The sequence below is a fragment of the Nostoc sp. genome, assembly GCF_036917615.1.
GTDB lineage: Bacteria > Cyanobacteriota > Cyanobacteriia > Cyanobacteriales > Nostocaceae > Nostoc.
Window position 1 is genome coordinate 235,552 of record NZ_JBALCZ010000027.1, and the last position, 26,514, is coordinate 262,065.

Sequence of the window (26,514 nt, forward strand, 5' to 3'; positions counted from 1 at the left end):
TATTATATTTTTGTTAAGTAGTGCCTAGAAAGGAGCCTTTTGTTATGGTAAATCGAGGTTTCAGGTTAAGCGCATATCTTGTAATTCCCGTGGTATTAGGTCTTTTTGTTGAGCGAGAAAGGATAAAAGTATATTTAGTTGAAAACGTCCCTCAGCTATTCAATAACAAGGAAATGAGCCTATCCAGCCGCCAGCTAATCAGCACTAGTTCAACATCGAAAACATACTATGTTAGTGGTTCTGGAAACGACAAAAATAGCGGACTCTCTACTTCATCTGCCTTTAGGACAATTCAAAAGGCAGCAGATCTCACGAACCCTGGGGACACGGTACTCATTATGAACGGAGTGTACACGAATGCAAACCCGACTGGGCAGGTAGTATCAATTACTCGCTCTGGAACTGCAAAAGCATGGATTAAGTTTAAAGCATATCCTGGCCATTTCCCAAAACTTCAGCACAATGGATGGAATGGAATTTTGATTAGCAAGAGAGCCTCATATATTGAAATAAACGGACTTGAGGTAATAGGGAACAATGCCAATATAACCCTTGATTATGCGATGAGTCAGAAGACTAACAAAGTAAATCCACTGACGAATGGAAACTGCATCAATATTGATGGACGAACTAATGGTCATGTTCATCACATCCGTATTCTGAACAACAAAGTGCATGACTGTGGAGGGGCAGGTATTTCAGCGATGCAATCCGACTATGTGACAATAGATAATAACGTGGTGTTTAATAATGCCTGGTACAGCGTTTTTGGTTCTAGTGGTATTTCGACGTTGAGCAATTGGAATTATGACACCAACCGGGGATACAAGATGTACGTGACCAATAATAAGGCCTACAACAATCGCATGTACATCCCTTGGATTGCAGTCGGAAAGATTACAGACGGTAATGGCATTATTATTGATAGTTCAAGAAATGATAATAATAATTCAAAATTGGGTGCATATAAAGGTTACACTTTAGTTAAAAATAATCTTACCTTTAATAATGGTGGATCAGGTATTCATACATTTTTAAGTGATCATGTTGATATTGTAAATAACACAGCTGTTTTAAATAATCAGAGTCCAGAAATTAATGATGGGCAAATATTTGCTAATATGTCATCTGATAGCAGGATTTTAAGGAATATTCTCTATGGTTTTCCGGGCAAGGATATTAATACTAACAATAGAAATAAAAATGTTGTTTATGATTATAATATATACATCAATAGCTCTAAGGTAAATATTAAAGGTCCTCACGATATTGTTGCAGACTCAGAGTTTTTAAGGAAATATCCCACTCTAGAAAAAATATCTAGCGATTGGAAATCGCGGCTAGATAAACAAAATCCGCCAACGCGGACTTATGTAGAGTCTAAGTCGGCAGGTTTTGTTTGTGGGCAAGTGACTTATCCTTGGGAAGGGAAACTCATCAAAGTGGGATGCTCCCGTTAGCAAGAAGGCAGGAGGTACAGGGCAGAAAAGATTTATCCTGAATTCAAATGCCCAAGCCTCCTAAGCAATCATCAACAAGCCTTGCAGTTGAGAGCAAACTACCAAAATATCTCCAATAGGTGGCTGGTAATTAGTGTCGGTCTGTCTCTGAAAGAGAAGCCTATACTGATTATATCCTCCTGCCTACTTCACTTTTTCAATCCTCTACTCTACGCCGCCGACGCGGCTTTTGTTGTTGGTCTTCACGCAAGCGGCGACCGACTTCGTTAAAGAAATCCCGCCGCAGAAAAGGATAATCGCTAACCCATAGGTCACGACTAGGAAAGTATATATCGCTGAATTCTTCAATACTGCTCAAATCTGAACGATTTGACATCACTACCATTTCTGCAACTTGACCGCGAGTAATAACTTTGTGGGCAGGACGTAATGGTGCTACAAACTCAATGCTAAATCCTGTTTCATCACCCACCTCTAAGTTAATCTGTTTTTCTCGGTTTTCTACAATCACCAATTCGCCTTTGTTGTTGACTGTTTCGGTTTTACCCATCAACTGGTCTGTAATCCACCAATCTAGCACTCGACCACGGAAAAAGCCGCCATACTTATAACGGCGGCATTGCAAATTCCGCATACTTGCTTGAAACACTGGATACCACAGCCAAAAAAAAGCGCTAACTACCCCCAGCACAAATACTATTGAAGCAAACTCAAGCTTGAAAACGAATGTCACAAGCAAAATAACAACTACGGCAACTACAGAAATTAACAGCCGTTGCAAAAAATTTGAGAACTTCCCCCAGTAGTACTTGTACTGCAAACCAGTGGCAATTAGGGGGACAACTTGTTCAAATTTCTGGCGAGTCAGTGGTACTAACATGAGTGCTGAGTGATGAATGCCCAATAGTGTGTTTAAAGTTTAAAGTATCTTTTCTAATCCATATACTAACGACTTTAGCGCTAAGACTTTGCGAATCGCTAGTAGCACTCCTGGCATATAACAAGCGCGATCGCTCGTATCATGTCGTAAAGTATAAATCTGTCCTGCTGCGCCAAAAATAACTTCCTGATGGGCAATCAATCCCGGCAAGCGCACACTATGAATTCTAATCCCTTCATCTGCTATACTGCCCCTAGCTCCTGCTAATTTCTCCGTTTCTTCTACAACAGCAGGGTTAAAAGTTTTACCCAATTCTCCTAATAACTGCGCCGTTTGAATGGCAGTACCGCTAGGAGCATCAGCTTTTTGGTTGTGATGCAGTTCGATAATTTCCACATGGTCAAAATATTTAGAGGCTGCGACTGCGGCTTGTTGCAGCAGCACCATACCAATGGAGAAGTTAGGAATAATTAGACAACCAGTGCTAGCTTTGTCGGCAAAATCTGCTAGGTCTTGAATTTGTTCTGGACTTAACCCAGTGGTGCCGACTACAGGACGAATACCGTAGGCGATCGCACTACGAATATTGTCATAAACTGAATCGGGATGGGTAAAGTCTACAATCACCCCTGGAGGAGAGTGTCTGTCGCCAGCCACATACCCCAACATCGGTTCTAATTGATTGGTAATCGGCACTTCCAGGGCTTCGCTTAAACCCGCCAACTCTCCAGCGTCTTTATCTTGATGTTCCAAACTGTGGTCAATTGCACCCACTAGGTTTAAGTCAGGCGCTTGCGCCACCGCCTTAATCACCTCACGGCCCATTTTACCAGCAGCACCGTTGACAATAACCGGGATAGGAGCTTGATTCGTCATAGGTCGAGAAATACTTTTTGAGCCAACAAAGGAATTGTAAAGACTTTGGTGATCTAGTAGCTAGCTTCTCAAATTTCTGGCTTAATTAGCGACTACCCTGATTTGTGCAGCTAATCGCTCAGTTTTTCTACTCCCCAAAGCGGATGGGTTCTCATTTTCATCTCACTATCTTAGCCAGTAACCCGTTTTATCTTCTCTACTTCACTTACCACACCTCCAAAAACAATCCTATACTGTCCCTGATAAGTAGCTTTTATGGAATTCATCAGTCTTTTTTTGTCAAGTCCAATTGACTATTTGTAATATCTTTGTTAAATTTATTTACATAACTTAGCAAAGCCCAAACTTAACTACCTAACTGGTGTTAGCTAAGAAAAGCAGATTTTGGTATCGCTATATTTCATCGACATTTGGACTTCTCCCATCGACCTCGGCTATCAAGTCGGGGTTTTTTATATTCTCCCCTTATTTCTTTAACTTTATCTTTAGTAGTAACTACTAATTTAGTCATCTTTTAGATCAATACAGTTCAGTTAAGGCTAAAAACTAAAGCTGGTGTAGGTTGGGTTGAGGAACGAAACCCAACATTATCGAGACTTTGTTGGGTAACGCTTAAGCTCAACCCAACCTACTATTCTCTTAACCCAAGCATATTGTCTCTGAGATGACTTTCGCTATTAGCCGTAGGTTTTTAACCTATGGCGGGTGATGGTTCAGGCGCGAGATTGGAAATTACGTATTTGGGAACACCGTGCCAATTTGGTAATTTTGTACGCTAAGAGCAAAAGCTTTTTCAGGTAAGGTTTGTAGGAGATACATTGAATAGCTACACGTACACTAAGAGTAGTAACAAATATTAATAAAATATATTTTTATACCTGAATATAGTCCTGATTTCAATTTAGTAGAATTAGTGTGGCATTCAGCGAAAAAATATATTTATCATTCGATTATTTAAATCAGTATATGAATTAAATAATTGATTAAATAGACGTTGAAATCAGGTAGAATTAATAATTCAATGGGTACGAAAAATTAAAAATAAAGGCAATGCTGCTATTACAAACTAAATCTGGAACAACTTAACAAACAAGATGCACCACCAACTACATCTGAAATCGGTGTTGATTTGGGGTTGGAATATTTCTATTATGATAGCAATGGCAATCATAAAGAAAACCCGCGATATCTTCGCTCATCAGAGAAAGATATCAAGCGGGTGCAACGTAATATTTACAAAAAGAAAAACGGGTCAATCGGACTAAAGAAAGCGCGTGGCATTCATGCCCGGAAACATTTGAGAATAGCAAGATAAAGAAATGAACATGCAAAGAAACTTGCACGCAACTTATGCCTAGCTAAAGATATAGCGACTTTGAAAACACGCCCTAGCGAGGAAATGCTGGTACAGATGTAGTAGTTACGCCGGTTCCAAAGTTAACGTCGAAACTAGGAAACGAGCCGGTAAGGGTGGAAGAACTAGTTGATGTACCCTGTGTGGCAGAGCCGTTCGGATTAAAGTTAGCAATGGTAAATACTCCAGTTGAACCTCCTTGGAATACGGCTGGAGGTGCTGATGGAGATGCTGATTGTTTTCCACCAACTATATTTGCTTCTAATGCAGGTTCTAATTCTTCGTATGTTAAATCAGCGATTATCATCGTGTGACTCCTTATGATTGTTTTACCTGGGCGATATTACAATATGAGATTTTCAACTAATAGATCAAGCAAATTGATCAAACTTGAATTAATCATGGCAATTAAACCTCATCCATCTTGATAATTGGGGTTTTTCCAGAAAACAGATTACTCTGAGTAAGTGAGTGTGAGCAGGAATGAAACAGGAATGCTCAAAGTAGAATGTGATTGCTGGAGCCAAAATCAGTAAATCCCAAAGTTTTCTCAAGGGCGATCGCTAATTATTTTCTCCGTAGAATAAAGTTTTAAATAATACTCATTCAATAATAAATTATAGTATTAGTAAAAATAGTTTAAAACAATGAAATTATAAGGAATATCCGTCTACCCTAATAATGACTATTGACTTCCCCAAAACAACTAGTAGTAAGTAATTCAGAAAGCCTTGACGAAGTTCTTAATTGTTGAAGTGAAAGTATTTCAACTTTGTGTTTAAGATTAGTTGAAAACGAAAGGGTAGGCGATTACTTTATTGTAAATTTTTTTAACAAATCTTAGCGTTTCTACGTCAAGTTGTTGAACGTAAATATGGAACTGTTGTTCGCATAGCGTCTCGTTGGCGCAGCCTCTCCAAGAGTTGAGAAGGTATTGATATTCCATCGGGTTAGCAGTCAGATATAAAAGTTGCTTAACTATAAGTAGAAGTAATTTTTCCAGCTTACGGGTTAAGATAGTTCAGCAAAAAATGTATCTCAAATTACAAAATTTTGATAATCGCTCTCTTGGAAAAAAGTTTGCGATTTACTAAGCCTTGGAATTCATTCCGAGGCGGGTAGGGTTGGAACTGGTAAAATTTGAGGTAAGCGATGTCTACGACGAGCTACGCTGACGCATTTCATACCACTTCAGCAGTAAGGCGATACACCAGGGAGTATTTGCCGACATTTGAGCATCATCTAACGCATCATCCGAAGCGTCCCAGTTGGTGGGAGAATAAAAACGAGAAATGATCCAAGCCTGGTGTTGTCTCCAGCCCAAAGGAATCTGTAGAAATGTGGAAACGAATTGTATTAATTTTGCTATTGGTGTTGAGCTTCAGTCTGAGTAATTCTGGTGTAGCGGTTGCGGCTGGACTCAAAAGCTTTGTAGACACTAGTGATGGCTATCAGTTTTTATATCCTAACGGCTGGCTGCAAGTTAAAGTTGCCAACGGGCCAGATGTGGTTTTCCACGATTTGATTGAGGTGTCTGAAAATATTTCGGTTGTGATTAGCCCAGTTCCAGAAGGCAAAACTTTGTCAGAATTGGGAACCCCAACAGAAGTAGGATATAAGTTAGGAAAAGCAGCTCTTGCGCCTCCGGACTCTGGTCGTTCAGCTGAATTAGTCAATGCCGCACAGCGAGAAGTAGACGGTAAAACATACTACCTTTTAGAGTATGAGGTCAAACTCCCCAATCAACAGGAACGGCACAACATCGCCAGCGTCGCTGTTAGCCGTGGTAAACTTTTTACCCTCAACGCCTCAATTCCTGAAAAACGCTGGCAGAGAGTTAAACGAATGATTGATGAGGTTGTCAATTCTTTTTCTGTCTATTAATGGGAATGGGGAATAGGGATAGAGAAGAAACTTAATCACTAATACCCAATTACCAATTTTGTCATAAAATCTCATGAAAATTCCACCTTTTGTACTTGCCTCAGCTTCCCCAGCCCGACGCCGCTTGCTGCAAACTGTTGGTATTGAACCGATAATTCGACCCAGTGACTTTGATGAGTCGCAAATTGAACTAAGTGAACCAGCACAATTGGTCAAAACTCTTGCCCAGTATAAGGCGGAAACTGTAGCCCCGCAGTTTGAATCAGCTTTGATTATGGGTTGTGATTCAGTTTTGTCCATCAACGGTGAAATTTACGGCAAACCAGCAAATATCTCTGAAGCGATCGCCCGTTGGCAGATAATGCAAGGTAACTTTGGCGACTTGTACACAGGTCATGCTTTAATTGACCTTGACCAAAACCGCACTTTAGTCAAGCCTAAAGTCACAAGAGTTTACTTTGCTCAGATGAGCGACAAGGCCATTCAAGCCTACGTTGCCACAGGTGAACCCCTCAAGTGTGCTGGAGCCTTTGCTATTGAAGGTTTTGGTAGTTTCTTCGTAGAAAAAATCGCAGGCTGTCACAGCAATGTAATTGGACTTAGTTTACCGCTCTTGCGGCACATGCTAGAGGAATTTGGATACGATGTCACTGATTTCTGGCAATAGTCTTTTGTCCAAAGTTAATCACCAATGACTAATGACCAATGACTAATGACCAATGACTAATGACCAATGACTAATGTGTTTGCTAATATTGCAGGCCACAACAGGTGTGGCACGACAGGTTGTAGACTGGCCACTAGATCGCATTCCCAACTAGAATATGTCATTTACTTCTATACCCTCGCTGCGTGAGCAACAACATCCCCTAATTCGTCAGCTAGCTGATTGTATTGAGGCAGCTTGGCATCAGCACCTGGATCTATCGCCCTACCATTTGCCTGATGAGTTGGGGTATGTGGAAGGTAGACTAGAAGGTGAAAAACTGACGATTGAAAACCGCTGCTATCAAACGCCCCAGTTTCGGAAAATGCACTTGGAACTGGCAAAAATCGGAAATATGCTGGATATTTTGCACTGCGTCATGTTTCCCCGTCCAGAATACAACCTGCCGATGTTTGGTTGTGATTTAGTTGGGGGTAGAGGTCAAATTAGTGCAGCGATCGCAGACCTTTCTCCGATTCAATTAGAGCGCACCTTACCAGAATCTTATACTACTGCACTGACACAGCTAACAGTGCTTAACTTTTCCCAACCCCGTGAATTACCTGAATGGGGAAATATTTTTTCTGATTTTTGCATCTTTGTGCGCCCCAGTTCCCCAGAAGAAGAAACAATGTTTCTCTCGCGTGTGCGAGAATTTTTAGACATTCATTGCACCCAAGCGATCGCCTCTAGTCCAGTTTCAGTTGAACAAGTCACACAAAATATCGCTGGACAACACAACTACTGCACCAAACAGCAACAAAACGATAAAACTCGCCGCGTACTAGAAAAAGCCTTTGGCCCAGCTTGGGCAGAACATTACATGACCACAGTTCTATTCGATTTGCCAAATTAATCGTCCCCCTCATCTTCCCTATCCCCCTCATTTCCCGTCTCCCTCCAGACTCACAGTTCCCCATCTGTAGGCTCTGTTACGTTTTCGCGTAACGGATAAATGTAGAATTCATTCAACGAGAGTTTAATGGAGTCCTAAAACAGCAGCAGGGAGAGTAGTAAGGTCTTTGAAGCGAATATCACAACATGGTTTGTTGTCTTGGTAAGTGCAAGCAACTAGAGACAGCTAACTCATTGACCAGAAAATTAAGGAAACTCTGATGTTAGGAATGCTCAAGTTGACAAATATTTTTTAGTTAGTTAATCGTTGATTGACTTAAGGAAGACTAACTTTTGTAACAAGATTGTATCCCGCAAAGGCAACAGTCTATTTTTGATGTTTCTTTTCAATTTTGTGACTAACTTTAGCCGTAATGAATGTAGCAGTACAGTACCGCATCATACCAATTTGGGATTTTGTGTAGAGACGCGATAGATCACGTCTCTACATCTAGATTCATACTGCTTGTGAATTCTGCTAACTCCGATTGCACTCATGTCTGAATAATACTCAGAGTTATTGAATAGCCAGCTACTATAGCGCTTCTCGGTTTGAATACAGACCTAATAAGAACAGCCCCAACCCTAAAAGGGTTGAGGAGTAAGCCTCAAAGTCTCTGACGCCACATGCAAGGCTCGTTGGCACGTAAGGGCGCAGTGGCTCCTCCTTTGAGAAGAGAGGAATGGAAGTGAGGTCAGTGTATTGCATACAAACGAGCGTAGACGCATTGGCGCAGCCTCTCGTAGAGAAGCGGCTTGTCGTAAGACATCGCTATAGAAAACACCATTTTGCAAAGCCATGGTGTTGAACGTTGATCACACAATGGATTTTAAGCCATACCCAGCTTTAAACCACTGTTGTTTGTCCTAAGCGGCTGGCTGTTGATTAAAGACCCTTTTATTTTTACTTCCATCAGCACAATTCAGGTAAACGGGCAACATACTATGTCAAGGGTGACTGAAAAGCCAAAGCCAAGTGAGCAGGCACTTAATCGTGAACAAGCTAAGATTTGGTGGGGTATCGCTGTAGCAGTGCCAATAGTAATCGCTGCTGGGATACTAGGTACAGCAAAAATCGAGCAGCTGAGGAAACTAACTACATCCGCACCCATAATGCCATCTACCAATAGCATTAGTGCTGTAGGACGTTTGGAACCGCGAGGCGAAGTTATTAAATTGTCCGCCCCATCCTCAGGATTAGCACCATCGTCACGAATTCAGCAACTTTTAATTAGAGAAGGTGAACAGGTAAAGCAAGGTCAAATTCTGGCAATTTTGGACAACCGCGATACTCAAATAGCCGGACTACAAGAGGCAAAAGCCAAAGTGCAAGAATCCCGTGCGAATTTAGCACAAGTCAGAGCCGGATCTCCAAGAGATATTCAAGCCCAAAGAGCAGTTGTTGCTCGCCTACAAGCGCAGTTTGTTGGGGAAAGGGATGCTCAACAAGCAACTATCGCCCGGATTGCAGCTCAGTTAAGTGGGGGTAAACTCGTCCAACAAGCAACCGTGAATCGCCTAGAAGCTGAACTTAGTGGGCAAAGAGATGTCCTAAGAGCGACAGTTGGACGTGTCCAAGCCGAACAGCGCAATGCCCAAGTTGATGCCGGACGCTATGATTTTTTATACAGAGAAGGTGCAATTTCTCAGCAAGAGCGGGACAGAAGACGCTTGAGTGCAGTAACTTCTAATCAGCAAGTTGCTGAAAGCCAAGCTACGCTAAAGCAGACATTGGCAACCCTACGACAGCAAGTTGCTGAGGCTAGAGCTAACCAAATCCAAAATGTAGCAACTTTGCAACAGCAGCTAATCGAAGCCAAAGTTAACCGTGACAAAACTTTAGCAACTTTGCAAAGACAAATCGATGAAGAAAAGGCCAAACTGAGCAGAATTCTGGACGTTAGTCCTACCGATGTGCAAGTAGCGCAAGCCCAAGTTAGTAATGCGATCGCAAATCTCAGAAAAGCCGAAGCAGAACTAAGATTAAGCTATGTTCAAGCACCAATCGCTGGAGAGATTTTGAAGGTTTACACTAAGTCAGGCGAAGCCATCGGTTCAAATGGCATTGCTGAAATTGGACAAACCAGTCAAATGTTTGTGATTGCTGAAGTCCCCGAAGACAGTATTGGTAAAGTGCGTATTGGTCAAAACGCCACTATCACCAGCGATAATGGAGCATTTAGCGACGAATTAAAGGGAACTGTCACTGAAATTGGCAGAAAAATTGGTAAAAAAGATGTGCTGAATACAGATCCAGCAGCAGATGTGGATGCCAGAGTCGTAGAAGTGAAAATTGCTCTGCCTCCAGCAGATAGCCAGAAAGTTTCTGGTTTAACTTACGGTAAAGTTGTTGTCGAAATTAATAACTAATTCAGTTATAGGTGAGTAGTAATACAAATTTTTGATTTGATATTTTGGATTAAAAATGTTTTTAATTAGGCTGGCTCATCAATTATAAAAAATATCTAAATTCGCTACTAACGTCGCCCGAATGGATTAAAAGAACAATCTCAAATCTCAAATCGCTAACCCTGCTTGGATGCCTAAAAAATGAATCAAAAAATACCTCTTTCGTGGCTACAACTGACAAGGGAAAAAACTCGCCTAGCTGTGGCTTTGGCAGGAATTTCTTTCGCTGATATTTTAATGTTTATGCAACTCGGCTTCCGGGATGCTCTGTATTATAGTAACGTTCGATTCCATAGCAGCTTGCAGGGCGATATTGTTTTAATAAATAGTCAATCTAGCGCTGTTCTGGCGATGAGGAGCTTTTCTCAAAGACGGTTATATAAAGCTTTAGAGTTACCCGCAGTACAATCAGTACATCCGATATATTTGGACTATACAACCTGGAAAAATCCTGTAACAGGACGTCCTCGTAGTATCCTTGTTTTTGGAATGAACCCAGAAAATAACCTGGTTAACTTACCTGGTGTTCAGGAGAATTTAGATAAACTTAAACTGCCTGATGTAGTTTTATATGACCGTTCTTCTCGGCTGGAATATGGGCCAATTGCTGCTAATTATGAACAAGGAAAGACTGTAACAGCAGAAGTGCGAAGGCGGCGAATTAAAGTAGAGGGATTATTTACATTAGGTGCATCATTTGGCGCAGATGGAAATTTAATTACGAGTGATATTAACTTTATGCGGATATTTCCCAATCGTCAGCAAGGATTAATTGATATTGGGCTGATTAGATTAAAACCGGGAGCAGATCCTAATGTGGTTACTCAAGAATTACGAAAGTATTTACCTAAGGAGGTTAATGTTTTAACTAAGCAAGAGTTTATTGATTTTGAGCGGAATTATTGGGCAAATAGTACAGCTATTGGGTTTATTTTCACATTAGGGACTATCATGGGTTTCATTGTAGGGACTGTGATTGTTTATCAAATCCTTTATACAGAAGTTGCAGATCACTTAGCTGAATATGCTACTCTTAAGGCAATAGGTTATACACAAAACTATTTATTGACAGTGATTTTGCAAGAAGCTTTGCTGTTAGCAGTTTTAGGATATTTCCCTGGAATTATTTTTGCTTTATTTATGTATAAGACCGCTAGAGAAGCAACCCTTTTACCAGTTTTTATGAGTTTTGATCGTGCCGTAATGGTGTTAATTTTAACTATAATTATGTGCATCATTTCTGGTGCGATCGCAGTCCGAAAATTGCGTTCTGCCGATCCAGCAGATATCTTTTAATTAATTCAAGATTAATTAAAAGATATTGTTGATAATCATAGCTTATACTTAATAATTAAGAAATCTTAATTTCTGACATTTACTACAGTGACATCTTGCAATTGCTAACTTATAGCTAAGAGATTTATGATGAGAGAACCTGTAATTACCATTAAAAACCTCAATCATTACTATGGCAAAGGCGCATTGAGAAAACAGATATTATTTGACATTAACCTAGAAATCTATTCTGGTGAAATTGTAATTATGACCGGGCCATCAGGTTCAGGTAAAACAACATTACTGAGCTTAATTGGTGGTTTGCGCTCTGTACAAGAGGGAAGTTTGAAATTTTTAGGTGAAGAACTATTTGGCGTAAGTCAAAACAAACTGGTGCAGATGCGACGCAACATTGGTTATATTTTCCAAGCTCACAATTTGCTAGGGTTCTTGACTGCGAAGCAAAATGTGCAAATGGCGGTAGAATTGAATAATAATATTTCTAAAACAGAAGCAGTGGCTAAATCAAAAGCCATGCTGGGGTCTGTTGGTCTAGAAGAACGAGTTGATTACTACCCAGACAACCTTTCTGGTGGACAAAAACAAAGAATTGCGATCGCCCGCGCCTTAGTGAATCATCCCCCACTGGTGCTAGCAGACGAACCAACAGCTGCATTAGACAAACAATCCGGACGCGATGTTGTAGAAATAATGCAGAGTCTGGCCAAAAATCAGGGAACCACCATCTTGTTAGTGACACACGACAACCGCATTTTAGACATAGCCGATCGCATCGTAGAAATGGAAGATGGTCTTTTAACCCGTAATTCCCCCAATACAGCTATTGGGTCATGATTGGGAAGTGAGAAATCACAACTCATAACTAAGCTGTGACGCAAATAAACATAGCCTATTAACTCGTAAGGGTTTCCTACCTTGCAGGAAGCTTGTAAACAGCCCTTTGTATCTACAAAGGACAAATGACTAATGACAATATCCCTAAAGCTATATTTATTGTCTAGCCGAGCCTGATTTTTTTATTCCAGGTGGGTTTGGCTGAGTTGGGGTATTTGGTTGACGACTAGTGCGAAAAGTTACATTCACGCCTTCATTCGATTGCTCCAACACCAGTAGAGGTGTAGGTTTAGCCTTTTGATCCCACTGCATGGTAGCAATCCGACCTTGAATTATTGGTTGCCAACTATCTTCGCCTTCTATAGGTCTTAGGTAAGTTTCTATACAGTCAATAATTTGACTAATAGTCGCAGAAGTTGCTTGCGTCGGTAACTTCATTAACCGGATTTGAATCCGAAACAGTACTCGTTTAGCACAGTTTGGCGCAGTACCAGTCTCATACTCTACATCAAAAATTTCATCTACTTGTCGTCCAGTACTATTAGCAATTCCGACTGTTCCAAGTTGTGCTTGATTTGGCCGCAGGGCTTGAGAAACTTTTTCTTTGATCTGAATCTTCACTTGATTAAGGATTGCAAAATGAAACACCTCCTCTGACATCCGCATTCGCAGATAATCCAGGTTAAAGTCCCGTGAGTTGACCAAATCGGGATTAGTTTCCATTTTGCGAATTGTTTCCAGCGCCAGCTTAAATTTTTTCTCTAGTTCTCGCGCGCGGAATTGTTCAAACTTAAGTTTTTTCTCCAGCTTATTCATCTGGAATTTACTATACACAATCAAAGCAATCACCGCTAAAGCCAGTCCTCCAGAGGTTATCACCAATAATGGTGGTATTTGAGGATTACTTGCTGGCACTTCCTGGGATGCCTTTTTAGTTATCGTCCCGGAGGATTGGGCAAGAAACATCGAAGTGGGCATGGTTGGAAACTGAAAAACTTGACTCCTGATGTTTAGGATGCCCAAATCTTCAATGCCATCTTGCTGTATGATGAATATTTTTTACAGCTTTTTACAAACCGCATATGTCCAAACATTTGAGCCTCCTTGCCCTGTCTGAGGTTTCATCTACTGCTTTGAGCAATATTCGTCTCATTGCCACAGATATGGATGGTACCCTGACTAGACGAGGAAAATTTACTCCCGCACTGCTGCAAGCTTTAGAGGATTTAGCGGCAGCTGACATTAAAGTGCTGATTGTCACAGGACGTTCTGCTGGGTGGGTGAATGGATTGAATAGCTTGATGCCAGTGGCAGGTGCTATGGCAGAAAATGGTGGATTGTACTTTCCGCCTGAGAACCAGAAACCAGTAGTCTTAACACCCATTCCCGATTTAGCTAAACATCGCCAGCACTTGGCTACGACTTTTGAGAATTTACAAACTAAATTTCCCCAAATCCAAGAATCTGTTGATAATCGCTTTCGCATCACCGACTGGACTTTTGATATAGCTGGTTTGCGTCAAGACGAACTACAAACCCTAGACAATCTCTGTGAACAAATGGGTTGGGGATTTACCTATAGCAACGTGCAGTGTCACATTAAACCTCAAGGACAAGATAAAGCTGTAGGATTGTTGCAAGTATTGCGCGAATATTTGCCTGATTATTCACCAGAACAAATTGTTACTGTGGGCGATAGTCCCAATGATGAAAGTTTATTTGATCGGCGTTATTTTCCTGTTTCTGTAGGCGTGGCAAACGTGCTGGAATATGTGAATCAGTTGAAATATCACCCTGCTTACATTACCACTGCTGCCGAAGGGGAAGGATTTTGTGAGTTATCTAGTTATATTTTGAAAAGCTTGCACATCTCAAGTTAGGCAGAACCAGGCTTGCTTTACAATAATCTTGTAGCACTGATTTACAACCATGACGGCTACTGTACCTGTTAGGAGTATAGCTACAAAGGGATTTCTAAAAACCACTTATAACCTGTTTTAAACTGAGGTTTACCATTTTGTTCAATTATGCTGCCATGTGCCATGATTACTCGTTCAAAATCCCAAGTGAGAAGCTGTTGAATTGACCATTTGACTTTGACTTTATCCGGAGTTGCAAATTTCTCCAACAACGATGGACGAAGTTGGTTGTAAGCACCTAGAAGTTTGGCTATTAACCTTGTGCTTGGTGAACATTGATCATCTCTGTGTTTCAACGAATGCTACACACAACTCCCAGGCGTTATCAGCAAGAAATGAGTAGTATTTTTGACCATACATGAAAACGTTATGGCGATTCTCGCTCAGATGAAGTGGGTTCAAAGAACCAAGTTCTCTATGTATGGTGCTTGAGGATTTGGTATTGTTTGAGATTGCTTAAAATGCGTAACTTGATCTTTTTTAGTATAAATACGTGGCGATCGCACCTGAAGGCGTTTAAAACAGCAAGATTTTTATCACTACAAGCATAGCGCTGCCTAATTGCTGAGTGGGCAACGCTATTTTTTTGCCCTCACTCTGTCAACCAACTACAACTCTTCCAAATATGCTAACCTAGTATGGTTAACTAATCTCGCACATCTAAGAATTCGGGTGTTTCCCTGTTGGGAAATACGCTTGGATGGAGGTTTAACCCGAATCGGAGTTAGAAAATATATGCCAGTCGTTTCATTGGCTCAAATGATGGAGTCAGGGGTTCACTTTGGGCATCAGACCCGGCGTTGGAACCCAAAAATGTCTCCTTACATTTACACTTCCCGCAATGGTGTACACATCATTGACTTGGTGCAAACTGCCCAGTTGATGGATAATGCTTACAACTATATGCGATCTCACGCTGAACAAGGCAAGAAATTTCTTTTTGTTGGCACCAAGCGGCAAGCAGCCGGAATTATTGCCCAAGAAGCTAGCCGTTGTGGTTCGCACTATATTAACCAACGCTGGTTGGGCGGAATGTTGACCAACTGGGCAACCATCAAAACACGGGTAGACCGTCTGAAAGATTTAGAACGCCGTGAGGAAACTGGCGCACTAGATTTATTACCGAAAAAAGAAGCATCAATGCTACGTCGGGAAATGACGAAGCTTCAGAAATATTTGGGCGGCATTAAAACAATGCGGAAAGTGCCCGATATCGTGGTAATTGTAGACCAACGCCGGGAATATAACGCAGTTCAAGAATGCCAAAAGCTGAATATTCCTATTGTGTCTATGCTGGATACAAACTGTGACCCAGATGTAGTAGATATCCCAATTCCAGCAAACGACGATGCTATCAGGTCAATTAAGCTGATAGTCGGAAAATTGGCGGATGCCATTTATGAAGGTCGTCACGGTCAGCTGGATGCTGAAGAGGATTACGAAGATTACGAAGGCGGTGAGTATGACGAAGACTACGAAGAAACCGAATATACTGACGCCGTAATTCCCGACGAGGAAGAAGAGGAATAAGTAAAGCAGGAGTGAAGTAAGTGTCCGAGGGAGGGCGGTGGCTAGCAAAGTAGCAGTAAGCCGCCCTAGCCTGCGGCAAATCGTAGGCAAAGGTGGAGGCGAAAAAACTTATGTTTCATACTTTTGTACTTGATTATTTTTTCTCCCCCAGCCCTGAGTAAGATAGAAATACTCAACACCTGTGAGCGATTACAACTCGAGGTCAAGTTAGGAATTGAGGCAACATGGCGGAAATATCTGCAAAACTCGTCCAAGAGCTACGCCAAAAAACTGGTGCTGGCATGATGGACTGCAAAAAAGCGCTGATAGAGACTAATGGCAACATAGAAGAAGCCGTAGACTGGCTACGGAAAAAGGGCATCTCTAAGGCGGGGGCACAAAGCGATCGCGTTGCGGCAGAAGGTCTAGTAGACACTTACATTCAGCCCGGTGGTCGGGTGGGTGTACTCATAGAAGTCAACTGCCAAACCGATTTTGTTGCTCGTAATGAGGCTTTTAAAGCTTTAGTTAAGAACCTAGCAAAGCAAGCAGCGACTGCTGATAGTGTTGAGTCTTTGTTGGCTCAACCCTATATTGATAATCAAAGTGGGACTGTAGAAGAATTTATCAAGCAAACCATTTCTACGCTCGGCGAAAAAATCCAAGTCCGTCGCTTTAGGAATTTTGCATTAGCAGAAGGCGCACAAGGGATAGTAGACAGCTACATTCACACTGGTGGTCGAGTTGGTGTATTAGTAGAACTGGATTCCGAAACTGAGTCAGTGGCTGCTAATTCAGAGTTCCAAAGCTTGGCACGGAACACCGCAATGCAAGTTGCGGCTTGTCCAAATGTCGAGTATGTGAGCGTAGACCAAATCCCCGCCGAAATTGCCCAAAAGGAAAAAGACATTGAAATGGGCAAGGATGATTTGGCGAACAAGCCAGATAATATCAAAGAAAAGATTGTTCAGGGACGGATAGAAAAACGCCTGAAAGAATTGGCTTTGCTCGATCAGCCTTACATTCGCGCTCAAAGTATTTCCGTAGAAGACTTGGTAAAGCAAGTGAAGACGCAATTAGGCGAAGAGATTCAAGTGACTCGCTTTATCCGCTATATACTGGGCGAAGGCATTGAAAAGCAAGAAAGTAACTTTGCTGAAGAAGTCGCTGCACAAATGGGCGGCAAGTAATAATTAGTTAGGAGTTAGGAGTTAGGAGTTAGGAGTTAGCTTCATAATTCATCACTCATAATTCCTAACTCCTAACTGCTTAAAAGACAGGTCAAGCAAATAGCCTGACCTGTATTTTATTATTAGAGACGCGAAATATCGCATTTAATTTAAAATTTAAAATCTAAAGTCCTCTGGAAAGTTATCCTAAAATAAATTCGTACATTTGTACTATGTAAGAGCTCACATGGGCAAGAACGAAAAGATATGGCAAGAGCAATCGAGCGAATTGAACGGGATATTACAGCACTGAAAGAAGCGATTCGGGCGATCGGAGTAGAACTACAAAGCGCTTATGCTAGTTATCTAAACACCTTGGGGCTAGCTGTACGAAAACAGTTGATTCTGGCGAGTTACCACCTTTGTACTCAGGGGTATCCCGAAAACTTTCTACATTTATCATTGAATCAGCGCCAACAATTGCAACAAGCCATCCGTAAGTTGGGTCAACTGGCATCTGAGCAATTGCTCACTTATATTAAAAGTGAGGAAGTAGGAGTAGATGGAACAGGTGAGGGAGATGAGGGAGATGGAACAGATGAGGGAGATGAGGGAGATGGAACAGATGAGGGAGTAACACCCTCCTCATCTCCTGTGATTTTAGGCACATCTACCCCTGAGCCTCTTACCCCCGACACCTCTAGTCCTATAGAACTGGCAAAATGGCAACAGAACTTAGAAGAGGTCACGCAAGAGATACTGAAAAAACTTTCGCATGATGCTAATCTTTTATTACAAAAAGCTGGGGTATTACCCAAAAAATTACCAGAACCGATTTTAGCAGCAGCGGCTGCGGCAGCATCAGAAGCATCTGCCGAGGTAATGCCAGGGCCACCTAACTTATTAAACTTAGTAATTGAAATTGAAAATGAGCAGCAGTCAGAAGATTCTGGACTGACGCAAATCATGGCTATTAACCTGCGGTTAGGAGAAATTGAATTTGCTGATGTGACACTCTCCTCTGAGCGCAGGCAAATCCGCAGTATCTTAGTTCAGCTAAACAAGCTAGGACGAGAGTATCAAAAAAAACATCAAGAAAGAGCGATCGCTGAAGCTGAAGCTGCATGGCGTGCTAGTTGGTTTGAATAAAGTTATGAGTTATGAATTATGAATTATGAGTTATGAGTTATGAGTTATGAGTAATTTATTCCTAACTCCTCACTCCTCACTCCTTACTCCTAACTCCTCACTCTGCTGACCAATGACTAATGAAAAACCAGACTGGATACGATTGCACAAAGCCTTGGCAATAGAAGCCGAACATGGCTTTACAGACTTGGTGGGCAGACAGTACCGCTTCAGTGAATTTCTTAGCCTGACTTTGGGCAAATTCCCAACAGGCTTGCCGCAAACTGAACGCCGCCGTTGGCAAGGACTAGCGGTGCAATTTGCTAGTTATCCACATCTAGCACTGGAAGAAAGACAACACTTAGTAGCAGAAAGTCGGAGGTATCTCTCCCAACTACAGCAAAAGGAGCAGGAGGAGCAGGGGAGCAGAGCAGCAGAGGAACAAGGGAGAATTTATCAATCCAAAATCCAAAATCCAAAATCTAAAATTATCCCTGAGGTGAGTCGGAGGCTTGCCCCGAAAATTGAGCAAAAACTTAGTGATTTACCAGAAATAGGCTTCAAAAAAGCTGATAATTTGGCACGGCTTGGTTTACACACCGTCCGCGACCTACTTTTCTACTATCCCCGTGACCACATTGATTATGCGCGTCAGGTGAATATCCGCGAGTTACAGGCGGGTGAGACAGTGACAATAGTGGCTACAGTGAAGCGTTGCAACTGCTTTACTAGCCCTAAAAATCAGAAATTATCAATTTTAGAACTGGTAGTAAAAGATAACAGCGGTCAAATCAAAATTGGTCGTTTTTACGCAGGTACGCGCTTTAGCAGTCGCGCTTGGCAAGAAAGTTTAAAACGTCGTTATCCAGTAGGTAGTATTCTGGCGGCGTGTGGATTGGTGAAAGAAAGTAAATACGGCTTGACACTGGATAATCCAGAACTAGAGGTTTTGGCAAATCCAGGAGATTCGATTGAGTCGCTGAATATTGGGCGGGTGGTGCCAATTTATGGACTGACTGAGGGCGTGGTCGCCAATACAGTGCGACAGGCAGTAATTGCTGCTTTGCCTGCTGCAACTCACCTGAAAGACCCTCTGCCAAGTGGTTTGCGACAAAAGTATGGTTTGATGGAATTGAAAGATGCGATCGCTAACATTCATTTTCCCAGTGATAGCGCCGCCCTACAAGTTGCCCGTCGTCGCCTAGTTTTTGATGAATTTTTCTACCTGCAACTTGGTTTATTGCAACGTCAGCAGCAAGCAAGGGCGATTCAAACCAGCGCCATCCTTGTCCCACGCGGTCAACTTGTAGAGAAATTCCACGAAATACTGCCTTTTCAACTCACTGGCGCACAGCAACGAGTCCTCAACGACATTCTCAACGATTTACAAAAACCCGTACCAATGAATCGTCTGGTGCAAGGCGATGTCGGTTCAGGTAAAACGGTCGTCGCCGTGCTAGCTATCCTCGCAGCAATTCAATCCGGCTACCAAGCGGCGCTGATGGCTCCCACAGAAGTTTTGGCAGAACAACATTATCGCAAGTTAGTTAGCTGGTTTAACCTGCTGCATTTACCAGTGGAATTACTGACAGGCTCTACTAAAACTGCTAAACGGAGACAAATACATTCTCAATTAGGAACTGGTGAATTACCTCTGTTAGTGGGAACCCATGCCTTAATTCAAGACCCCGTAAACTTCCATCAACTGGGGTTAGTGGTGATAGATGAGCAGCATCGTTTTGGTGTAGAACAACGGGCGCGTTTACAGCAAAAAGGTGAGCAACCCCACGTGCTAACTATGACAGCTACCCCGATTCCCAGAACCTTAGCACTGACGATACACGGGGATTTGGATGTGAGCCAAATTGATGAGTTACCACCAGGACGACAAAAGATTCAGACAACAGTATTATCAGGTCAGCAACGCAACCATGCTTACGACCTCATCCGCCGAGAAACTGCCCAAGGTAGACAAGTTTACGTGGTTTTGCCGTTAGTGGAAGAATCAGAAAAACTGGATCTGCGATCGGCTGTGGAGGAGCATCAAAAGTTACAAGAAAGCGTTTTTCCTGACTTTCAAGTGGGGCTGCTGCACGGTCGTATGAGTTCAGCCGATAAGGATGAAGCGATTACCAAATTTCGTGATAATCAAACGCAAATTTTGGTTTCTACCACCGTTGTTGAGGTTGGTGTAGACGTACCTAATGCTACAGTAATGCTCATTGAAAATGCAGAGCGATTTGGCTTATCACAACTGCACCAACTGCGGGGGCGTGTCGGTCGTGGCGCGGCTCAGTCTTACTGTCTGCTGATGAGCAGTTCTAGGAGTCCTGATGCTCAACAACGGTTGAAGGTATTGGAACAATCTCAGGATGGTTTTTTCATCTCCGAGATGGATATGCGTTTTCGTGGGCCAGGGCAAGTACTGGGAACTCGTCAATCTGGAGTGCCAGATTTTACATTGGCAAGTTTGGTTGAAGATGAGGAAGTTTTACTTTTAGCACGCCAAGCAGCGGAGAAAATTATAGAGATGGATGTTACTTTAGAGCGTTGGTATTTGATGAAAGAAGAGTTGGAGTATCGGTATGAGCGGTTGATGGGTGGGGCGATTTTGACATAACATATCTCAGTTAGTTTAAGAGAGAAACTGACTATGCATTCCTAACTTTTATATGCGCCTGCTGCGAAAGACATTCTTTAGGTTTTTGATTGTGTCTATTACCATTTGATGCTTCTGTTTCTTCCCTTGCATAAGAAACAGGTCAGCAGCTTGCTGTAAATCTGCCATTGCTCCTTCTTTGTTATCTTCTAAGAGAAAGCGAAGAAGACCACGACTGTAGTAGGCTTCAGGTAAGTTAGATTTAAGCCGAATCACTTGGTTAATATCTATAAGCGCTGCCTGGAGTTTCCCTAGACGTGCAAGAGTCTGACCTCGACTAAGATAGGCTTCGATGTAGTTGGGGTCTTCTCCTAAAGCTTGGTTGTAATCTTCAATCGCTCCTTTCAAGTCTCCCAACCCAGAGCGGGCAAGATCACGATTCTAGTAGGGCCAACTGAGGGGATAGCTTCGTAATTCGATAGCTTTATTGTAATCAGCAATACTTTGCTTGTAGTTTCCTTGTGCCGCATAGACAATACCCCGAAGGTAGTAAGAACGACCATACTTAGGATAGATTTCCATAGCCTGATTGTAGTCGGAGATAGCTTGTTTGTAATTGCCCAGTTTGTAATATTCCCAACCTCGGTCGCTATAGGCATCAGTAAACTTGGAATTTAATCGTAAGGCTTGATTATAATCAGAAATTGCTCCAGTATGATCTCCCAACCCAGAGCGGGCAAGACCACGGTTGTAGTAGGGTTGGGCATTATTCGGATTTAGTCGAATTGCCTGGTTAAAATCTGTAATAGCCCCTCTATAGTCATGTTGGTTAAACTTCTCTACTCCTTGGAACAACAAGTCGCTTTCCTTGTCTATTTCTTGGTCTAAGAAGTCAGAACCGCTATTTTGAGCAATAAGTATTTTTGGTGACTGAGCATAGACACTTTTGGGTAGCCCATTGAATGCAATAGCCACTCCTATGATTAGGATTCCCTTTTGAATCAGGTTTTTATGGTGCTTATTCATCTCTATTTAGTCCCAGTTTAAATTTGGCAGGACTTATAATTATATTCAGAACTAATAGTAATATTTTACACTTTAAAGTTTAACTGTATACGGTAGTCAATCCTGCCAGTTCGTTCACTATCAGAGAATCAGGTATTGAGTTGAGATGCGCGACATGACCAACAAACTTTTAACAGGTTGATTACACGGTGATACTTTCCAAAGGTGTTTAAATCACGATGTTTGCTGCATTTCAGCATAGGCTTCATAAACACCCTTCACGTTATACCAGTTAAGAAAAATTCGAGCAATTTCTAAAGCTAATTGCGGTTTACCTAAATTAATTAACCATTGTAATAATGGAGCCATTGTCCGTTCATTAAGTGTGCCATTAAGTGACAAAATTCCCCACAGTAAGCGATGCAGCCAAGTCATTTGAATCATCATTCGCACTTCCCATGTGGGATGTTTTTGATAAAACAAAACTCCCATACGTCCGCGTTGAATTTCTTGGTCAATCAACCGAGGAATTTGCTCTAATTTAAATGGTGGATGCCAGTGATATCCTACGGCTTCTGGACATTTAATTAGTGTTAAACCTAGTTTTTTTAGCCGCACACCTAATTCTAAATCTTCCCAGCCATAGAGTTGAAAACTAGTATCAAAAAGCCCTGCTTTATCTAACCAATGTTTGGGGATTGCTACATTTCCCGTAGCAAAAAAAGCCGCTGAAAAATCTGTTACTTTGTAAGGTTCAGCAGTTGGGTTGTTGAAATTGCAAGTATTAATAACTGCACCGTAAGTGAAAAAGCGATCGCTCCCCAATTTCTCTTGTCCCTGCACTAGTGCATCCGCATGAGCTTGCAAGAAATTCTTCAGCACCACTAAATCGCTATCAATAAAGATAATTGTATCTCCCAGCGCCTGTTCTACCCCCAAATTCCGAGCCGCCGCTGGTCCAGCATGGTCTTGCTGAAACCATCGCACATGGGGAAACTCTTCTTTGTGTTCTGCCAACCACTCTAATGTGGCATCAGTAGAACCATCATCCACCAAGACAATCTCGTAATCAGTAACCGAACTTGGCTTACTCAACTCTTGCACCTCCAAAGCACGGAGGCACTTTTCTAAAATCGGTTGGCGATTATAAGTCGGTATCACAACGCTGAAAAACACAGTCTCACCCACAACACTATTTACCCATCTCCAGGATAGGACAGATGCGACGCTGACACTGTTCCTTACCTGATTCTGGTCACGAAAACAGTAAGGGTTAATAATTAGTTAATTAATACATAAATGGATGGGTGTAAATAAATATAATATGGACTGTCATTTAACGTAAACATTACCATTTCTTAAATTAACCAGGAGAAATTTTGAGGATATAGCATTCTAAATTAAAAACAAACTCATTACAAATCTTGAGGTGGATATTTTTCAGGCTAATAATGTAGATTTAAAGGGTTTTTTGGGTAATGCTTTCACTTCGATGGGATGAATGTAGATGCGAAAATGCTTCTACAAAAGTGGTTAAAAATCATCAAAAAGACAAAATGTTATGGATAATATTAGGTTTACTTATTTGTTTTTTTTTAGCGCAGTGGAGTGTAGGTTTGTAGAGTAAAAGTTTATCTCTACAAGCAGATGCAGGGCATATGTTCTCTGATATTACAGCCTTGCTAATATCACTATTTGCAAGTTTCTTAGCACGGCAACCAGCTAAGAGTCAGGCAACATTCGGACATCAACGGATCGAAGTTTTAGCGGCTTTGTTGAATGGATTAGGTTTGCTGGCGATCGCTAGTTTTATTACTTGGGAAGCTATTGGGCGCTGGCAACATCCAACAACAATTTTGGGCTTACCAATGTTAGGAATTGCAGTATTAGGTTTAATAGTCAATTTACTCAACATTTCTTTGCTTCATCCCCATACTCACGACGACTTAAACCTGCGGGGAGCTTTGCTTCATGTCATCGCTGATACTGCCAGTTCTGTTGGCGTTATTATAGCTGCTTTAGCAGTTCATCTTTGGGATTGGTGCTGGGCAGATGTCGCTATTAGTTTAGTAGTTGCAACTTTTACTGGTTTAAGTGCTTTACCGTTAGTTCAAGAAAGCCTGAAAATTTTTTTGGAGTATGCACCAGAATCAATTGATCCAGATGAAGTGGAAATATGTCTCAAATCTTTTCCTGGTGTTGCTCAAGTAAAAAAACTTCATATCTGGGCAATTAGCTTAAATCAGGTAATGCTTTGCGCTGATTTGACAGTTCAATGTACAACAGCCCAAGAACGCGATCGCTTACTCAATAAATTACAAACTCATCTGCGAAAAACTTTTAACATCACTGAAGTAACTTTGCAGCTAACTAGCTGTAAATACCCCTCCAAAATACCCATTCATCCTTTTTTCAACCAAGATATAGCTTTAATATTATCGGCAAATCAAACACATTCATCCTGAAGCAATGGCTAAAAATATATCAAATAAATTAGCTTTTACACTTACTTATAATTCAGATTTAAACATGATGCTTATTGACGCTTTTTTAATTGTCAAAGCATAGCCATTGTCTAACAAGCATAACTTATTTACTAGGAGGTTTGCTAATCATGACTTTAATTCAAAAATCAAAAATCGTTTCAGTAATGAAACAGTACAAACGTGCATTGGCTTGGTTCATATCTGGTTTAGTTCTGGCAATCCTGTTGTTCTTGGGAACATTGAATCAACAACCAGCTACTGCCTCTAACCAGAGTTATGTTACAACTTCTACTCAACCAGATGTGAGTGCTACCCACTCAAACTTCGAGAATAATCATCTTGAACCCAATTTTTATCAGTATTAGGACTTACGCATACTCTACGAATTCTTCTCTACGAGATATTCTACGTATTAATATTTAGAAATAAGCTACATTTAGTGTCTTCAAGAGTTAGCGTTAGCCTGCGGCAAGCCACTACGTGTCTACGGTAAATTAAGCTTTTTGGGAATTTTCGCGTAAATATTAAGTATTAACAGCTACTAATTGCTCAATCAATCTGAAGGCATACAGCAATGATTTCATTTTTAGGAAAGTACAGACGCTTCCTAGCTTTGACTATGGCTGGCTTTTTCTGTACCGTTCTGCTGATATTTAGTAATTCTATTTTTCAGCCGACTATGGCCGCTGGTAATGGCATTAACGTGATTATCATGATTGGCGATGGCATGGGTTGGAACATGGCACAGTTCCTCTAAAGGTGACTACAGCACCACAGATCTGGGTAATTTCACACTCTATAGCTCTGTTGTTAAAACTGTAACTCCCTGTCCATCAGGTCAAATCATTCCGGGTACTGCTGGGGAGTGTGTTCCTGTCATTGATGCAGCAGGCAACCCGATTGCTCCCAATGCTCCTGCACCTGATACTGTGCGTCCTCTGGCTGCCGATGAAACCCATGCTAGCTTCATTGCCAGAGAGATTAACGAAAATCCAACTTTGGCTGATCTGAGCAAAGCTGCTCTTAAAGTTTTAGGTAAGGACAAAGATGGCTTCTGGCTAATGATTGAGGGAGGTGATATCGATTGGGGTGCTCATGACAACAACATGGATAACCTGATTGGTACTATGAATGATTTTGACAAAGCAGTTCAACAGGTTATTACCTGGATCAACAATCATGGTGGTTGGAGCAAGAACTTGCTACTCGTTACTGCTGACCATGACCACTATTTAACTCTGAATAATGACTTTGTATCAAAGTTGACTCCTAATCCTAACCAAATCAGTCTAAGGGCTTGAAGTATAACGCCAAGGACATCACTTTCAACAAGCATAATTCTAAAGATGCTGGTCACTTTTGAGGGTCTGATCCGAATTATAAGTACCTCTGGGGTAGTCACAGCCGAAGGATTGTACCTGTTTACTATCAAGGTGCTTATGCATCAGTTCTGACTAAATACCTGGGAAAAGAAGTTAAGTTCAAAGATAGTTCTAATATTACTTACAGTGCGCCCGGTGTCCGAGGAGTAGTTGATCAGAGCCATATCTTTAAGGCAATGAAAACTGCGCTGACGAGTCAGTGAATTTAATCCACTGCTTCACTGAACATTGATTGAAAAGCTTGGTGTTGCAGAGACGTGTGTTACACCATTTCAAACAGAATTTGTCAAGATGGTTTGCGAGAAAAATTGTAAGTGAGGGTGACGAGAAGATGAACTTTTAAGCACTTAAACAACAGTAAGATTGTTCATTTTCTCGGCACGTTGGTAACAAAATAATCAATTTTTAATCGCTATAACACTTGATTTTTAAGGCTCTTTAGGGAATGAAACAGCCCTGCTAGCGCCAAGGGGTCTCCCCAAGTGGAGCGACTGGCGTGGGTTAGGGAGGATCTAAAAGTGCCTAAAGTCACAGGAAAACACTTTTCAAACAACCTCTTAATAGAAAATAGGGACTTAGACACATGATAAACTTTTTGTCAATGCGTAAGTCCTAGATATATTGCATTTTGAGATGAATCCCTTAGCATTGAAAATATTGATATGTTCAAAACCAGATCAAGAATATTTATATACAAGCGATCGCTCTATTTGCAAACTTCGAT

At 41.5% G+C, this 26,514-nt stretch carries 24 protein-coding genes and 3 pseudogenes; 18 read left to right on the forward strand and 9 right to left on the reverse strand.

Annotation, left to right across the window (positions count from 1 at the left end; all coding sequences use genetic code 11):
• The first annotated feature begins 44 nt into the window (after positions 1-44).
• Entirely contained in the window at positions 45-1,460 is a 1,416-nt protein-coding gene (locus tag V7K85_RS10540; RefSeq protein WP_334813345.1) for a right-handed parallel beta-helix repeat-containing protein, read from the forward strand.
• 196 nt (positions 1,461-1,656) lie between these two features.
• On the opposite strand, the gene V7K85_RS10545 is transcribed toward V7K85_RS10540, so the two are convergent.
• Together V7K85_RS10545 and dapB are read right to left on the reverse strand one after the other, a co-directional pair.
• The gene (locus V7K85_RS10545; RefSeq protein WP_334813347.1) at positions 1,657-2,340 is read right to left on the reverse strand and encodes a phosphate ABC transporter permease; all 684 of its coding nucleotides are present in this window, start codon (positions 2,338-2,340) and stop codon (positions 1,657-1,659) included.
• A gap of 39 nt (positions 2,341-2,379) precedes the next feature.
• On the reverse strand, positions 2,380-3,216 hold the full coding sequence (gene dapB, locus V7K85_RS10550; RefSeq protein WP_334813348.1) for a 4-hydroxy-tetrahydrodipicolinate reductase: 837 nt from the start codon (positions 3,214-3,216) through the stop codon (positions 2,380-2,382).
• An 871-nt stretch (positions 3,217-4,087) separates the two neighbouring features.
• Between dapB and V7K85_RS10555 the strand changes: the two are divergent.
• Positions 4,088-4,211 (forward strand): annotated as a pseudogene (locus V7K85_RS10555) (transposase); the annotation flags it as partial.
• Between the two features lie 77 nt (positions 4,212-4,288).
• Positions 4,289-4,531, forward strand: a complete 243-nt coding sequence (locus tag V7K85_RS10560) for a transposase (protein ID WP_334813526.1) — start codon at positions 4,289-4,291, stop codon at positions 4,529-4,531.
• 73 nt (positions 4,532-4,604) lie between these two features.
• Here V7K85_RS10560 and V7K85_RS10565 read toward each other — a convergent pair whose 3' ends face one another.
• Both V7K85_RS10565 and V7K85_RS10570 read right to left on the reverse strand, forming a co-directional pair.
• Complete coding sequence (locus V7K85_RS10565; protein ID WP_334813350.1) at positions 4,605-4,877, reverse strand: hypothetical protein; 273 nt, start codon at positions 4,875-4,877, stop codon at positions 4,605-4,607.
• A gap of 849 nt (positions 4,878-5,726) precedes the next feature.
• The gene (locus V7K85_RS10570; RefSeq protein WP_334813352.1) at positions 5,727-5,894 is read right to left on the reverse strand and encodes a hypothetical protein; all 168 of its coding nucleotides are present in this window, start codon (positions 5,892-5,894) and stop codon (positions 5,727-5,729) included.
• Positions 5,895-5,908: 14 nt separating this feature from the next.
• Between V7K85_RS10570 and psbP the strand changes: the two genes are divergently transcribed.
• The 6 genes from psbP (at position 5,909) to V7K85_RS10600 (ending at position 12,593) form a co-directional block, all read left to right on the forward strand.
• Positions 5,909-6,454: a photosystem II reaction center PsbP gene (gene psbP, locus V7K85_RS10575; protein ID WP_334813354.1), complete on the forward strand. Its 546-nt coding sequence runs from the start codon at positions 5,909-5,911 to the stop codon at positions 6,452-6,454.
• A gap of 73 nt (positions 6,455-6,527) precedes the next feature.
• Positions 6,528-7,121, forward strand: a complete 594-nt coding sequence (locus V7K85_RS10580) for a Maf family protein (RefSeq protein WP_334813356.1) — start codon at positions 6,528-6,530, stop codon at positions 7,119-7,121.
• Positions 7,122-7,278: 157 nt separating this feature from the next.
• Positions 7,279-8,016, forward strand: a complete 738-nt coding sequence (locus V7K85_RS10585) for a phycocyanobilin:ferredoxin oxidoreductase (protein ID WP_334813357.1) — start codon at positions 7,279-7,281, stop codon at positions 8,014-8,016.
• Between the two features lie 983 nt (positions 8,017-8,999).
• Positions 9,000-10,424 (forward strand): HlyD family efflux transporter periplasmic adaptor subunit, encoded by a 1,425-nt coding sequence (locus V7K85_RS10590; protein WP_334813527.1) that lies wholly within the window; start codon positions 9,000-9,002, stop codon positions 10,422-10,424.
• A gap of 180 nt (positions 10,425-10,604) precedes the next feature.
• Positions 10,605-11,759 carry an ABC transporter permease DevC gene (gene devC, locus V7K85_RS10595; protein ID WP_334813359.1) on the forward strand — a complete coding sequence of 385 codons (1,155 nt, stop codon included), beginning with the start codon at positions 10,605-10,607 and terminating at the stop codon, positions 11,757-11,759.
• Positions 11,760-11,885: 126 nt separating this feature from the next.
• Entirely contained in the window at positions 11,886-12,593 is a 708-nt protein-coding gene (locus V7K85_RS10600) for a DevA family ABC transporter ATP-binding protein (protein ID WP_334813361.1), read from the forward strand.
• A gap of 156 nt (positions 12,594-12,749) precedes the next feature.
• On the opposite strand, the gene V7K85_RS10605 is transcribed toward V7K85_RS10600, so the two are convergent.
• Positions 12,750-13,571: a hypothetical protein gene (locus tag V7K85_RS10605; protein WP_334813363.1), complete on the reverse strand. Its 822-nt coding sequence runs from the start codon at positions 13,569-13,571 to the stop codon at positions 12,750-12,752.
• Between the two features lie 104 nt (positions 13,572-13,675).
• Between V7K85_RS10605 and V7K85_RS10610 the strand changes: the two genes are divergently transcribed.
• The gene (locus V7K85_RS10610) at positions 13,676-14,473 is read left to right on the forward strand and encodes an HAD family hydrolase (RefSeq protein ID WP_334813364.1); all 798 of its coding nucleotides are present in this window, start codon (positions 13,676-13,678) and stop codon (positions 14,471-14,473) included.
• Between the two features lie 80 nt (positions 14,474-14,553).
• Here V7K85_RS10610 and V7K85_RS10615 read toward each other — a convergent pair whose 3' ends face one another.
• Entirely contained in the window at positions 14,554-14,808 is a 255-nt protein-coding gene (locus tag V7K85_RS10615) for a hypothetical protein (protein ID WP_334813366.1), read from the reverse strand.
• 439 nt (positions 14,809-15,247) lie between these two features.
• Here V7K85_RS10615 and rpsB point away from each other — a divergent pair, with 439 nt between their 5' ends.
• The 4 genes from rpsB (at position 15,248) to recG (ending at position 20,938) form a co-directional block, all read left to right on the forward strand.
• Positions 15,248-16,042 (forward strand): 30S ribosomal protein S2, encoded by a 795-nt coding sequence (gene rpsB, locus V7K85_RS10620; protein ID WP_334813368.1) that lies wholly within the window; start codon positions 15,248-15,250, stop codon positions 16,040-16,042.
• Positions 16,043-16,266: 224 nt separating this feature from the next.
• A complete protein-coding gene (gene tsf / locus V7K85_RS10625) occupies positions 16,267-17,211 on the forward strand; it encodes a translation elongation factor Ts (RefSeq protein WP_334813370.1) in 945 nt (314 codons plus the stop codon).
• A 246-nt stretch (positions 17,212-17,457) separates the two neighbouring features.
• A complete protein-coding gene (locus tag V7K85_RS10630) occupies positions 17,458-18,339 on the forward strand; it encodes a hypothetical protein (RefSeq protein ID WP_334813372.1) in 882 nt (293 codons plus the stop codon).
• A 112-nt stretch (positions 18,340-18,451) separates the two neighbouring features.
• Positions 18,452-20,938 carry an ATP-dependent DNA helicase RecG gene (recG, locus tag V7K85_RS10635; protein WP_334813374.1) on the forward strand — a complete coding sequence of 829 codons (2,487 nt, stop codon included), beginning with the start codon at positions 18,452-18,454 and terminating at the stop codon, positions 20,936-20,938.
• 48 nt (positions 20,939-20,986) lie between these two features.
• Here the strand turns inward: recG and V7K85_RS10640 are convergent, their stop codons facing one another.
• The 3 genes from V7K85_RS10640 to V7K85_RS10650 all read right to left on the reverse strand — a co-directional run bounded on the left by V7K85_RS10640 (position 20,987) and on the right by V7K85_RS10650 (position 23,098).
• Complete coding sequence (locus V7K85_RS10640) at positions 20,987-21,325, reverse strand: tetratricopeptide repeat protein (RefSeq protein WP_334813375.1); 339 nt, start codon at positions 21,323-21,325, stop codon at positions 20,987-20,989.
• Positions 21,326-21,358: 33 nt separating this feature from the next.
• Positions 21,359-21,943 carry a tetratricopeptide repeat protein gene (locus tag V7K85_RS10645; protein ID WP_334813377.1) on the reverse strand — a complete coding sequence of 195 codons (585 nt, stop codon included), beginning with the start codon at positions 21,941-21,943 and terminating at the stop codon, positions 21,359-21,361.
• A 213-nt stretch (positions 21,944-22,156) separates the two neighbouring features.
• Entirely contained in the window at positions 22,157-23,098 is a 942-nt protein-coding gene (locus V7K85_RS10650) for a glycosyltransferase family 2 protein (protein WP_334813529.1), read from the reverse strand.
• Between the two features lie 458 nt (positions 23,099-23,556).
• Between V7K85_RS10650 and V7K85_RS10655 the strand changes: the two are divergent.
• The 4 genes and pseudogenes from V7K85_RS10655 to V7K85_RS10665 form a co-directional block, all read left to right on the forward strand.
• A pseudogene (locus V7K85_RS10655) lies at positions 23,557-24,387 on the forward strand (cation diffusion facilitator family transporter); the annotation flags it as partial.
• A 149-nt stretch (positions 24,388-24,536) separates the two neighbouring features.
• Entirely contained in the window at positions 24,537-24,773 is a 237-nt protein-coding gene (locus tag V7K85_RS10660) for a hypothetical protein (RefSeq protein WP_334813379.1), read from the forward strand.
• Positions 24,774-24,982: 209 nt separating this feature from the next.
• Positions 24,983-25,165 carry a hypothetical protein gene (locus V7K85_RS36455; protein WP_442940572.1) on the forward strand — a complete coding sequence of 61 codons (183 nt, stop codon included), beginning with the start codon at positions 24,983-24,985 and terminating at the stop codon, positions 25,163-25,165.
• A pseudogene (locus V7K85_RS10665) lies at positions 25,155-25,993 on the forward strand (alkaline phosphatase); the annotation flags it as partial. The gene V7K85_RS36455 and the pseudogene V7K85_RS10665, both read left to right, overlap by 11 nt.
• Between the last annotated feature and the right edge of the window lie 521 nt (positions 25,994-26,514).

What these genes read in the sequence shown, in the direction of transcription:
- V7K85_RS10630 (WP_334813372.1), top strand. Translation starts at nt 17,458, where the DNA reads ATGGCAAGAGCAATCGAGCGAATTGAACGGGATATTACAGCACTGAAA.
- tsf (WP_334813370.1), top strand. Translation starts at nt 16,267, where the DNA reads ATGGCGGAAATATCTGCAAAACTCGTCCAAGAGCTACGCCAAAAAACT.
- rpsB (WP_334813368.1), top strand. Translation starts at nt 15,248, where the DNA reads ATGCCAGTCGTTTCATTGGCTCAAATGATGGAGTCAGGGGTTCACTTT.
- recG (WP_334813374.1), top strand. Translation starts at nt 18,452, where the DNA reads ATGACTAATGAAAAACCAGACTGGATACGATTGCACAAAGCCTTGGCA.
- V7K85_RS10580 (WP_334813356.1), top strand. Translation starts at nt 6,528, where the DNA reads ATGAAAATTCCACCTTTTGTACTTGCCTCAGCTTCCCCAGCCCGACGC.
- V7K85_RS10590 (WP_334813527.1), top strand. Translation starts at nt 9,000, where the DNA reads ATGTCAAGGGTGACTGAAAAGCCAAAGCCAAGTGAGCAGGCACTTAAT.
- V7K85_RS10585 (WP_334813357.1), top strand. Translation starts at nt 7,279, where the DNA reads ATGTCATTTACTTCTATACCCTCGCTGCGTGAGCAACAACATCCCCTA.
- psbP (WP_334813354.1), top strand. Translation starts at nt 5,909, where the DNA reads ATGTGGAAACGAATTGTATTAATTTTGCTATTGGTGTTGAGCTTCAGT.
- V7K85_RS36455 (WP_442940572.1), top strand. Translation starts at nt 24,983, where the DNA reads ATGATTTCATTTTTAGGAAAGTACAGACGCTTCCTAGCTTTGACTATG.
- dapB (WP_334813348.1), bottom strand. Translation starts at nt 3,216, where the DNA reads ATGACGAATCAAGCTCCTATCCCGGTTATTGTCAACGGTGCTGCTGGT.
- V7K85_RS10645 (WP_334813377.1), bottom strand. Translation starts at nt 21,943, where the DNA reads ATGAATAAGCACCATAAAAACCTGATTCAAAAGGGAATCCTAATCATA.
- V7K85_RS10610 (WP_334813364.1), top strand. Translation starts at nt 13,676, where the DNA reads ATGTCCAAACATTTGAGCCTCCTTGCCCTGTCTGAGGTTTCATCTACT.
- V7K85_RS10600 (WP_334813361.1), top strand. Translation starts at nt 11,886, where the DNA reads ATGATGAGAGAACCTGTAATTACCATTAAAAACCTCAATCATTACTAT.
- devC (WP_334813359.1), top strand. Translation starts at nt 10,605, where the DNA reads ATGAATCAAAAAATACCTCTTTCGTGGCTACAACTGACAAGGGAAAAA.
- V7K85_RS10660 (WP_334813379.1), top strand. Translation starts at nt 24,537, where the DNA reads ATGACTTTAATTCAAAAATCAAAAATCGTTTCAGTAATGAAACAGTAC.
- V7K85_RS10540 (WP_334813345.1), top strand. Translation starts at nt 45, where the DNA reads ATGGTAAATCGAGGTTTCAGGTTAAGCGCATATCTTGTAATTCCCGTG.
- V7K85_RS10545 (WP_334813347.1), bottom strand. Translation starts at nt 2,340, where the DNA reads ATGTTAGTACCACTGACTCGCCAGAAATTTGAACAAGTTGTCCCCCTA.
- V7K85_RS10565 (WP_334813350.1), bottom strand. Translation starts at nt 4,877, where the DNA reads ATGATAATCGCTGATTTAACATACGAAGAATTAGAACCTGCATTAGAA.
- V7K85_RS10605 (WP_334813363.1), bottom strand. Translation starts at nt 13,571, where the DNA reads ATGCCCACTTCGATGTTTCTTGCCCAATCCTCCGGGACGATAACTAAA.